The organism is Microcoleus sp. T2B6 (assembly GCF_036700475.1).
Classification (GTDB): Bacteria; Cyanobacteriota; Cyanobacteriia; order Cyanobacteriales; family Microcoleaceae; genus Microcoleus.
In genome coordinates this window covers 24,579-36,452 of record NZ_JAUBOZ010000077.1, presented here as the reverse complement: position 1 = coordinate 36,452, position 11,874 = coordinate 24,579, and the positions used below count along the sequence as shown (strand labels likewise).

Annotated in this window: 5 protein-coding genes and 2 pseudogenes; 3 read left to right on the top strand and 4 right to left on the bottom strand. The window is 48.3% G+C overall.

All coding sequences use genetic code 11. From position 1 onward, the window contains the following. Positions 1-385, bottom strand: a 385-nt coding sequence (locus QUA00_RS26345; RefSeq protein ID WP_333411709.1) for a hypothetical protein, incomplete at its 3' end; no start/stop codon positions are given. A 40-nt stretch (positions 386-425) separates the two neighbouring features. Between QUA00_RS26345 and QUA00_RS26340 the strand changes: the two genes are divergently transcribed. The 3 genes and pseudogenes from QUA00_RS26340 to tnpC all read left to right on the top strand — a co-directional run bounded on the left by QUA00_RS26340 (position 426) and on the right by tnpC (position 8,612). Then, positions 426-5,033, top strand: coding sequence for an Ig-like domain-containing protein (locus QUA00_RS26340; RefSeq protein WP_333411708.1), 4,608 nt, complete (start codon positions 426-428; stop codon positions 5,031-5,033). A gap of 280 nt (positions 5,034-5,313) precedes the next feature. Next, positions 5,314-6,642 (top strand): annotated as a pseudogene (locus QUA00_RS36945) (RNA-guided endonuclease InsQ/TnpB family protein). A 496-nt stretch (positions 6,643-7,138) separates the two neighbouring features. Further along, positions 7,139-8,612 (top strand): annotated as a pseudogene (gene tnpC, locus QUA00_RS36940) (IS66 family transposase). Between the two features lie 180 nt (positions 8,613-8,792). On the opposite strand, the gene QUA00_RS26315 reads toward tnpC, so the two are convergent. The 3 genes from QUA00_RS26315 to QUA00_RS26305 all read right to left on the bottom strand — a co-directional run bounded on the left by QUA00_RS26315 (position 8,793) and on the right by QUA00_RS26305 (position 11,799). Further along, positions 8,793-9,416 carry a GNAT family N-acetyltransferase gene (locus QUA00_RS26315; RefSeq protein ID WP_333145675.1) on the bottom strand — a complete coding sequence of 208 codons (624 nt, stop codon included), beginning with the start codon at positions 9,414-9,416 and terminating at the stop codon, positions 8,793-8,795. A 726-nt stretch (positions 9,417-10,142) separates the two neighbouring features. Continuing rightward, positions 10,143-11,216: a transposase gene (locus QUA00_RS26310; protein WP_333145676.1), complete on the bottom strand. Its 1,074-nt coding sequence runs from the start codon at positions 11,214-11,216 to the stop codon at positions 10,143-10,145. A 7-nt stretch (positions 11,217-11,223) separates the two neighbouring features. Next, positions 11,224-11,799, bottom strand: a complete 576-nt coding sequence (locus QUA00_RS26305; RefSeq protein WP_333145679.1) for an IS607 family transposase — start codon at positions 11,797-11,799, stop codon at positions 11,224-11,226. Between the last annotated feature and the right edge of the window lie 75 nt (positions 11,800-11,874).

Below are 11,874 nucleotides of genomic sequence, written 5' to 3'. Positions count from 1 at the left end.
CAACAAATCCAACAAATCCAACAAATCCAACAAATCCAACAAATCCAACAAATCCAACAAATCCAACAAATCCAACAAATCCAACCAATCCAACAAATCCAACAAATCCAACAAATCCAACAAATCCAACAAATCCAACAAATCCAACAAATCCAACAAATCCAACAAATCCAACCAATCCAACAAATCCAACAAATCCAACAAATCCAACAAATCCAACAAATCCAACAAATCCAACAAATCCAACAAATCCAACAAATCCAACCAATCCAACAAATCCAACAAATCCAACAAATCCAACAAATCCAACAAATCCAACAAATCCAACAAATCCAACAAATCCAACACCAACGGACAACCAACCGCCATTAGCCAACAATGCCAACTCCCGCGTCGGCCCCAACAGCAGCCGGTTAGTCACAGGATTGGGAGGAAGCGACCCCGACGGGTCGATCGTCTCTTACACGATCGACACCCTGCCTCCTGCAGGCCAAGCCGTGCTGTTTTTAGGAGATCCCGCCAACGGTGGTGTACCAGTGACACCAGGCCAAGTCCTGACTCCAGCACAGTTACAGCAACTATTTTTGCAAGCCACAGGCAACTTTACAGGAACCAATTTCACCTACAGGGCCACAGACAACAGCGGCGCCTCCAGTCCCGCTGTCGCTACTGTCGCGGCCATACTTCCAACTGACAACCAACCGCCAGTTGCCAACAATTCCAACTCCCGCCTCGGCCCCAACAGCAGCCGGTTAGTCACGGGATTGGGAGGAAGCGACCCCGACGGGTCGATCGCCTCTTACACCATCGACACCCTGCCTCCTGCAGACCAAGCCGTGCTGTTTTTAGGAGATCCAGCTTTGGGCGGTGGTGTACCAGTGACACCAGGCCAAGTCCTGACTCCAGCACAGTTGCAGCAACTATTTTTGCAAGCCACAGGCAACTTTACAGGAACCAATTTCACCTACAGGGCGAAAGACAACAGCGGTGCTATCAGTCCAGTCGCTACCGCTAGTGTGGCTGGACTGATAGGGCCGACACAAACTCCAACACCAACGGACAACCAGCCGCCATTAGCCAACAATGCCAACTCCCGCGTCGGCCCCAACAGCAGCCGGTTAGTCACGGGATTGGGAGGAAGCGATCCCGACGGATCGATCGTCTCTTACACCATCAACACCCTGCCTCCTGCAGACCAAGCCGTGCTGTTTTTAGGAGATCCCGCCAACGGTGGTGTACCAGTGACACCAGGCCAAGTCCTGACTCCAGAACAGTTGCAGCAACTATTTTTGCAAGCCACAGGCAACTTTACAGGAGCCAATTTCACCTACAGCGCCACAGACAACAGTGGCGCCTCCAGTCCCGCTACCGCTACTGTCGCGGCCATACTTCCAACTGGCAACCAACCGCCATTAGCCAACAATTCCAACTCCCGCCTCGGCCCCAACAGCAGCCAGTTAGTCACAGGATTGGGAGGAAGCGACGCCGACGGGTCGATCGTCTCTTACACGATCGACACCCTACCTCCTGCAGACCAAGCCGTGCTGTTTTTAGGAGATCCAGCCAACGGTGGTGTACCAGTGACACCAGGCCAAGTCCTGACTCCACCACAGTTGCAGCAACTGTTTTTCTTCACGACGGGCAACTTTACAGGAACCAATTTCACCTACAGGGCGACAGACAACAGCGGTGCTATCAGTCCAGTCGCTACCGCTAGTGTGGCTGGACTGATACGGCCCACACCAACACCAACTGACAACCAACCCCCATTAGCCAACAATGCCAACTCCCGCCTCGGCCCCAACAGCAGCCGGTTAGTCACGGGATTGGGAGGAAGGGACCCCGACCCCGACGGGTCGATCGTCTTTTACACCATCAACACCCTGCCCTCACCAGACCAAGCCGTGCTGTTTTTAGGAGATCCAGCTTTGGGCGGCGGTGTACCAGTTACACAAGGTCAAGTCCTGACTCCTCAACAGTTGCAGCAACTATTTTTCTTCACCACGGGCAACTTTACAGGAGCCAATTTCACCTACAGCGCCACAGACAACACCGGCGCTATCAGTCCAGTCGCTACCGCGACTGTGGCTGGACTGATAGGGCCCACACCAACTCCAACTCCAGCACCAACTCCAACAACTCCAACAACTCCAACTCCAACTGACAACCTACCGCCAGTTGCCAACAATGCCAACTCCAGCCTCGGGCCCAACAGCAGCCGGTTAGTCACGGGATTGGGAGGCAGCGACCCCGACGGGTCGATCGTCTCTTACACCATCAACACCCTGCCCCCAGTAGACCAAGCCGTCCTGTATTTAGGAGATCCCGCCAACGGCGGTGTACCAGTGACACCAGGCCAAGTCCTGACTCCAGCACAGTTGCAGCAACTGTTTTTCTTCACGACAGGCAACTTTACAGGAACCAATTTCACCTACACCGCTACCGACAACAGCGGCGCTATCAGTCCAGTCGCTACCGCTAGTGTGGCTGGACTGATAGGGCCCACACCAACTCCAAGCACAACTGACAACCAACCGCCAGTTGCCAACAATGCCAACTCCCGCGTCGGGCCCAACAGCAGCCAGTTAGTCACAGGATTGGGAGGAAGCGACCCCGACGGGTCGATCGTCTCTTACACCATCAACACCCTGCCCTCACCAGACCAAGCCGTTCTGTTTTTAGGAGATCCCGCCAACGGTGGCGTACCAGTGACACCCGGCCAAGTCCTGACGCCAGCACAGTTACAGCAACTATTTTTGCAAGCCACAGGCAACTTTACAGGAGCCAATTTCACCTACAGCGCCACAGACAACAGCGGCGCCACCAGTCCCGCTACCGCTACTGTCGCGGCCATACTTCCAACTGACAACCAACCGCCAGTTGCCAACAATGCCAACTCCAGCCTCGCCCCCAATAGCAGCCAGTTAGTCACAGGATTGGGAGGAAGCGACCCCGACGGGTCGATCGTCTCTTACACCATCAACACCCTGCCTCCAGCAGATCAAGCCGTCCTGTATTTAGGAGATCCAGCCAACGGTGGTGTACCAGTCACAGCAGGTCAAGTCCTCACTCCCGCACAGTTGCAGCAACTATTTTTCTTCACAACTGGCAACTTTACAGGAACCAATTTCACCTACAGCGCCACAGACAACAGCGGTGCCACCAGTCCCGCTGTCGCTACTGTCGTGGCTATCTTGCGGTCGGGGGCGTCTACTCCCACACCAACGCCGGCATCGCCCATAGTCTCAAATCCGATCGGGGAACCAGATACCGACTGTCAATGTTCGCCCATTATTGAAAAACCGGGAATTAACTTTGCGCCCCCGCAGCAACCACCTGCAGTTGGATTTGTCAGGCCTATTTCACAATTTTCAGAGGGACAAACCACCAAAGGAACCGACGAGGGCGATGGCTTCATCGTAGACACCAAAGGCAACCAAAAAATCGTCGGTTTTGGAGGCAACGACCTGCTTTTAGGTGAAGACGGCGCGGACGAAATTTACGGCAACGAAGACAATGACAGGGTTTTTGGTGGCATTGACACCGATATTGTTGACGGAGGCGAGGGCAACGATAGTGTTTACGGAGGCAAACAGAATGACTGGGTTGCCGGCGACTTAGACTCTGACACTCTGTTTGGAGATCTAGGTGCCGATACGATTTTGGGAGACAACGGGCAGAACAACTCCCAGAGTCCTGACGAGGCTCGCGATTTGCTCTTTGGAGGCAACGGTGCAGACCTGATTAATGGCAACGAGGGCGACGATATCATCCATACCGGCAAAGGTGGCGATATTGCCCTTGGAGGTAAAGAAAATGACCTAATTTGGGGCGAACTCGCGAACGATACCTTGTTTGGTGGCATCGGCTCCGACAGCTTGTTTGGGGGCATCCCCGACCAAAGGGCCACCGACTCCGAGGGACGCGACTTGCTGTACGGAGGCTTCGGTAACGACTTCCTCAACGGCCAACAAGACAACGATACGCTGGTTGCAGGCAAAGATAACGATCCCGCTTACGGAGGCAAAGGCAATGACCTGCTCTACGGTCAATTAGGCTCCGATACCCTCTACGGCGGCGAAGGAGCCGATACTCTGCTCGGCGACAGTGGCAGTTCCCAGTCCATCGGGGATCTCGGCGAACAAGACTTAATCTTTAGCGACAGCGGCAACGACATCATCGGCGGCGGCCACGGTAATGATACCGTGCAAGCAGGTAAAGGCAATGATTGTGTTTGGGGTGGCAAAGATAATGACCTGATTTGGGGCGAACTTGGCTCTGATACCCTTGTCGGCGATAGCGGCGACGACACCATGTACGGCGGTGCTCGAAGTCGAGCTAAAGATATTGGTGGTCAAGACTTGCTTTTTGGTGGCATCGGTGCTGATGTGCTGTTCGGCGATGAGGGTGACGATACCATCAGTGGCGGTGAAGATAACGACTTGATTTACGGCGGTAAAGCTAACGACCTCATACACGGAGATCAAGGTGACGACTTGATTTACGGCGGTTACGGTAGCGATGAACTCTGCGGTGGCGAGGGCAACGATACCATCTATGGCGATCGTGCTGATAACCGGGCTGTCTCGGTGGGCGCAAACGACCAGCAAGACTGCATCAACGGCGGTGACGGCGATGACTTGCTCTACGGCAATGAAGGCCAAGATACTATCAACGCAGATGCTGGCAGCGATACTCTGATTGGTGGTAAAGATAACGACCTTCTCAATGGGGGCGCTGGAGATGACTGGCTGTTTGGCGACTTGGGCGAGGATACTTTGATTGGAGGTATTGGGTTCGATCGATATGTGTTGAGTGCTGATGGCGGCACTGATACTGTGATTAACTTCGAGGTAGCCGTCGATAAGTTTGTTTTGAGCGGCGGCCTGAGTTTCCAGCAGTTGCAATTTAGCGCCACTCCGAACGGTACGTTGCTGCAAGTAGCAGGAACCGATCGGGTTTTAGCAAATCTGGTTGGGGTTAACGGGGCGATCGGCTCCTCGGATTTCCTACCAAATCTCTCTGAGCTCTAGAATTGGCGGCGAAAGTCTCCTGTTCTGGCGAACAAAACGCCACAGCAGATCCGAACTTCTGTGGCGTTCCTCACAATACTCAATCCGGGTTAAAAACTTTGTAGCACTCTGCCCTTGACATCGTTCTTACCGGAAGAACGAGACGAAAGCCCCTAGCTTCAGATATGGGGATGAAGTCGGGCGCGGTTTCAACCGCCTTGAAATTAATTTCCCAATCTTCCTGATTGCTTATTGCTTAGTATACTATGGTATAGTAAATTAAGAACACAAAGGAGGGGAAATGAAAGGGCGGTATCAATACAGATTCTATCCGACAATTGAACAAAAAATTAGCTTAGCTAAATTGTTTGGCTGTGTGCGGGTAGTCTGGAATGATGCTCTAAGACTTTGCAAACAGTCAGACAGAAAACCTAGTTCTGCCGAATTGCAAAAATTAGTTTTAACTTTAGCTAAAAAGACACCAGAAAGAGAATGGTTGGGAGAAGTTTCAGCTATTCCTTTACAACAATCTGTCTCAGATTTAGAGGCGGCGTTTAGCAATTTCTTCAAGTCCTGCACAGGAAAAAGAAAAGGAAAAAAAGTCGGCTATCCTAAGTTCAAGAAAAAGACAAACAGCCAATCGGCCAGGTTAACGCGCAACGGTTTTGTATTGAGAGGTAATGAGGTTTATCTGGCAAAAATAGGGGACGTATTTCCCGTTTGGTCTAGAAAATTACCATCCAATCCTAGCTCTGTTACGATAATCAAGGACTGTACAAACCGATATTCTCTAAGCTTTGTTGTAGAAGTTTCCCCCATCCAGACCGAGGCTAAAAACCAAAGCATCGGTGTAGATTTGGGCATAAAAACCTTCGCTGCAATGAGTGATGGTACAACCGCACAAAGTCCAAGCTACAAAGTGCTAGATCGTAAAATTCGCAGACTACAGCGCCAGCTATCCCGTCAAGTCCAGACCTCAAAACGTCGGGATAAAACTAGGCTTAAAATTGCCAAGCTACACAACCAGATTGCTGATAGTCGAAAGGATTTTCTGCACAAACTATCTATAGCAATCCTAAATGATTCGTGTAATTCTTGTAGGGGCAAAACCCACGCCCGGTTGCCCCGCCTTGGCTGGGGTAGGCACGGGGAGTAGGGGTAGCACTACCCCTACATATTTTTACAAATGATTTAGGATTGCTATACTAAGTTGGTGAGTGAAAACCAAACCATTATCCTAGAAGATTTGAACGTAGCAGGTCTGGTTAAAAATCGGAGATTGTCAAGGGCAATAAGTCAGCAAGGATGGGGAGAATTTAGGACGCTTTGTGAGGGCAAGTCTGAGAAATACGGCAGAGAATTTAAAGTAATTTCTCGCTGGGAGCCGACCTCTCAAACTTGCTCAGAGTGCGGGTTTAGATGGGGAAAACTAGACCTCTCTGTGCGCTCAATCCAGTGCTTAAACTGCGGAGCTAAACACGATCGAGATTTGAACGCCGCTAAAAATATAGAAAAAGTCGGGATGGGGTATCGCCACGACTCTAAACGAGCACAGAGTTTGAGTAAAACTACTTCGGTAGTATCGGACAATGAAGTGCTAAGCCTAAACTTGGGAGACTATTTATTTTAGTCCGGGTTTAGAATCCCCTCGCCTTGATAGCTGGGGAGTATGTCAAAGTTGCCTTTTGTTCCTCTCTCAAATGCTAAAAAATAAAGGTGTATTCAAGCCTGATTTGGTATAATATTAAATCTGTTAGCATCGGGATTATTCATAAATCTCTTATTATCGGCGTGAATCTGCGTCAATCCCTTGTCATCTGCGGTTCGAGATTTTTTTTAAAAAAACCGCAGATGTGGGCAGATAAACACAGATTAACGCAGATTAATTCGATTAATTCCTGTTGCAGCGTCCGTGATTATTGACGGGATTTTACGCCCGACGAGGCTACCGCATTTGATATAATATCATGTCCGGTCGATTACGCCTAATACGGTAGGGGCGGGTTCACGAAAAATATCTGCCAATAATTGACAATCTCAAAAACCCGCCCTTTTAATCGCTCGATCGTAAGGATTCAGGTAAAAATAGTTCCGCAGAGAGCCGAACAATATGGTAATGTAGTCAGATGAGCGAAAAGTCAGAGTTATCAGCAGCACTAAAATTAGAAATGGTTGACCAGTTGAGCCACCAGGAGCTGGTCAAAATTGTGCTCACCCAACAGAAGCTGATTGAAAAATTACAACAAAAGCTCGAAAAGCTCCAAGAGAGACAGCCCAGTAATAGTAAAACATCATCAAAACCACCATCGAGCGATCTGATACAGAAATCAGAGACAGCCGCTTTTGACAACTCAAAAGAGTCAGAGTCAGAGTCACAGTCCCAACCAAAACGCAAAGCAGGAGGACAGCCGGGACATATCGGCAAAACCCGAAAAGGGTTTGGGCGAGTAGATAGATATCAAATCAGCACTCCTGAATCTTGTGAGCATTGTGGTAGTAGAGAATTAAGTGATCCGATTGGTTATAGCAAGCAGCAGGTAGCGTGTAAAGCCAGCCTTACCAATTGAAGTGGTAGAATATCAACGAGTCAAATGTCAATGCAATGAATGCGGAGCAATGGTGATGGGTGCACCAGCATCCGGGATAGTTCCTTGACTTGACTTAAGTATTGACCTACAAGCATTATTAAGCTGGTTGGGTAATTATGGACACCTATCCTATGAAAAACAACAAGAGTTCCTGCGCGAACTAGGTGGAATCGACCTAGGGATAGGTCCAGGACAAGCGACAAATGCGCGGGTAGCTGATGCTGTCAAACCCGCCGTTGAAGCTTTATGGAAATGGGTACCATTACAAGGCAACGTCCATGTGGATGAAACACCCCCGGTGTGTGAAGGGAGTCAAAGAATGGTTGACCGACAGCCACAGGTCAAGATTTTTGCCTGTTTCATGCCGCAGACACTCGCAGTAGAGCCGAATTAGAGACAATGCTGGGGCATGAATTTGCGCTCTGTGTTGAGTTCCGATGATTTTAGCGTATATAACGGTGTGATTGTGGGAGCGCAACAAAAATGTTTAGCCCATCTACGGCGACATTTTAAGAAAGTTCTGCAAATGGGCCACGGTAACAACACTGTCGTCGCTTCTGCATTTTTGGAATTAATTGATGAGGCATTTCGACAACATCGCCTAGGGCGGGAACACCCCCAAGAGATTGATTATCAGACTTGGGCGAGGGACTTTAAGACGAGATTGGCAGAATTGTTAAATACTTGGCAAGGTCATGTTGGTCATGCTGCTGGACTGTTACTGCGCTCGTTACGTGAGAAAGCAGATCAATGGTGGTACTTTTTAGACCATCCCGACATTCCTCCTGATAATAATTTAGCAGAACGTTCTCTGAGATTAGCTGTGACTAAACGTAAGGTATCTGGGGGTTCCCGGTCAATGTCTCGGTTTGAACAAACCGCTGATTTGTTATCTGTGATTCAGACTTGTCGGTTTCAGGGTAAAAGCGCAATGGCTTTTTTCCGTGATGCTATATCTGCCCATTCTTGTGACTTTTTGATGCCTTCTCTTATTCCCCAATCAAAGACCTGAATCCTTACGCTCGATCAAACTAATTTTAGTGGGTTGTGCGATCGGGCTTAAGAGCAAACTAAAATTCATCAATAATTCCCCATTCCCATTCCATTGATTCACAATAGAAGGAAAGAAGAGCTATTTTTTCCTTTTTCTTGGCGAAGCCCCAATTCCCCACGATCAATTCAAATACTTAGCTTAGGAGAGCGAAATCTGTTTGCGTAAAAACAGGCGGCGCGGCTGGCCGAACAGCCAACCAGTCCAATTCCAATCCACCTGTTGCAAGCGATAGCCGGCTTGATAGTACAACTGTCGCGCTGGGTGATTATTTTCCAGAACGTGGAGGTAAATCTCAGAAAATCCCCATTCTTTGGCTGTCTCCTCGCAGTTGCTGAGCAATTGTTGAGCAACCCCCTGCCGCCGGTACTCCGGGTGAACGGCTAAATTCGACAAATAAGGATAGTCAGAATTAGGGATTTGCCAAGGAAAGCGAGAACGTAGAGCCATTTCTACTGTTCCTGTTATGCGCTGAGCTCGGTGCGATCGATAATTCTGCGTTCCCTCCTCGCGCGAGACTAGCTCAGCAACCAGACAAATGTAATGTTCTGCCTTAGAACGCAGTCGATTTTTTAAATCTTCGTAAATGCCCAAACGCAACACTGGATACACCCATTCTACAAACCCCTCGCGGGAGTGAAAGCTCATGGCTAAAATATCAGCTAGCTGCGTTAAGTCGTTGGGCGCAGCCACCCGGATCGAAAAACCAGAAAGTCCAGGAGTTTGTTGTTGGTGAGATGGTGAGGAAAAAAATGAAGGATTCACAATGCCAGGCCACTATATGATTTTTTTTACGCGGGTTTCTAAGCTACCCTCTTAGAATAATCACTGATGTTATACTGATCTTATAACGTAACTTATAGGCATAGTTTATTAGCCAGATTAAATTACATATTTTTGTGTTGACTTTAAGTAGTATTTGAGGTAAATGGAAAATTTTTAGCATTTAATATTCTAGTTATGAAAAAATAGAACTCATCCCCTAATAGTAGATTTGTGGATAAGCTATTTGCCCTTTAAATTGAAGCTTGATCCCTGGCTTTCGGCCGGCATCACAAGAGTTTAAGTAAACAGTAGCTTACAAATTAAATGCGCGACAGCTTAGCGGGCAAGGTATTAAAAACAATTACAAAGGTTTTAACGTCAGGTTCCCGGAATCCTACCGCTCTCTGCTTAGGGAAATACCCGATCGAATATAATTTATCCGTCAAGCGGTAGTTGAAAAACTCAACGACTGACCATACTAACACCGGGCTCGATCGCGCGTCGGATGTTCCCCGCCGCCCCCCGGCTTGGCACCCCAGCTTTCAGCAGTTCTGGGCTATCCATCGCCCGTCCCCGATCGAACCGATCTTGCCTGTTGAGCTACTGGGTACTTTTCCAACGTCCAATTTAAATTTGGATGCCTGGAAACAGTCTCCAGGGGTTGGCCCCGTCGGTTCGATACTCTGCTGCGCGCGAGTGAGACCGACACTTTTTTGCTAACAAATGCTAACAAATATATAAGTTAAGAGAATCTCTCAACAAAGGCGTGTCAACCAATGCCCGCAGCAAAATCCCGCGAGCACCATTTAGATCCCGATCCATCTTCAACCCAGTAGCTGCGGACGTAATAGTCCTAGCGCCACCTAGATTTTTGACAATTTCGCCAGTCCACGACACAGTTTTCGACGTGTAAGCTTCGTTGCAATCAATCACAAGTTTAGACTTTTCCCAAGCTTTCCATTTAAGAAAAGTTTTGAACTCGTAATGGCTTAGGCTTAGCATTTGTCGCACCGTTTTGTTTCTCAACTTACGGCGCGACTTAGACACCATTTGAGAACTTTCAAAAGTTGGCAGCACAATCACATCAAAATTATAGACTAAAAACTTAGCTATTTTGTGATGTAACTCTTTGACCAAATTCTTGATTTTGCAACGAAGCCTGCTGGCTGCTTTCTTAAATCTTCTTTTTTGCCGACTAGGAGATTTAGGGATTTTTGACACCAATTTGTCCAACCGAAAACACAATTTCTGGATGTGCAAATTAGAATCTTTTCCTAACCAGCCGTAAGAATCTTCAGAGAAAAATGTCATGAACGTGCGGACACCGGGATCTAAGGCAACCAGCCGACCTTGTTTATCGGTCTTGACTTGTGGCACTTCTTCAGAGACAACTATGTAATACTCACCATAAGCGAGAGTCAACCTACCATCACTGAAATTTGCAGGCAAGGATTCTGTCAATTGACACTTGCCTAGAATCGAATGATAGACGCCGCATTCTTTTATGGCTGACTTCGGCACATAGATAGATTGCTTGGTGTCTTTTCTACTGCGAAATTTGCATTTACGGATTTGCCCGTCTTTCTTGAAACCCTGCTTAGCTGCTTTGACAGTTGAGCAAGCGTCTTTGATGGCAATCGATTTGATTTGGAAAGGTACAGGCTTTGCCCATTCTGGCAAACTGTTGAGTATTCCAGTTTTGATTGTCATCCAGCTAGCTTTTGTGCCTGGTTCTTGCAGGTATTTGATAGTCGTGTTGTAAACAAAACGACTCACCCCAAACCACTGTTTGAGCAGCACTTTCTGTTCAGGATTTAGGAATAGCCGGATCTTCCTTGATTTTCTTGCTGTAACTCCTGAGTCCGTGCATTCTGCAACTGAAGACGTGAAGGATGGCAAGAAGATCGCTTGTGAGTTCGGTTTCTGGGCAGTAAACAGTTCGGTCGAGAACCAAGATTTGTCCACCGTTTTGCCCGGCCATAAACTCGAATAGTTCAAATCCGAACCTGCACAATCTGTCACGACAGGCAACAACAACCGTGAGCTGTTCGCCGCGCATAAATCTGACCAGTAGGGCTTGCAGTCCTTTCCGTTTAAAATTAAGCCCCGACCCGATATCTTGGATGATTTCGGCGTTGGGGTATTGCTGTCGCAGGTCGTCAACTTGTCGAGCGAGGTCGTCTCGCTGCTTGGGAGAACTGACGCGACAGTAGCAAATAAAGGTAGTTCTAGTTGCACCACGCTGGTAGGACTCGACATCGTAGAGTCGTTGCCCTGCTTCGTTTTTGATGCTTTTGATTTTCCCTTCATCTGCATATTTTCTTAGGGTGTGTGGATGCAAGCCCAGAAATTCAACCGCTTTTCTGAGTGGGACGTATGCCATGTAGCCAATAGTAGCATACGTTAGTAAAAGTAAGCAAATTAGTTACTGGGGGCTAACCTTCAAAACCTCGATCGA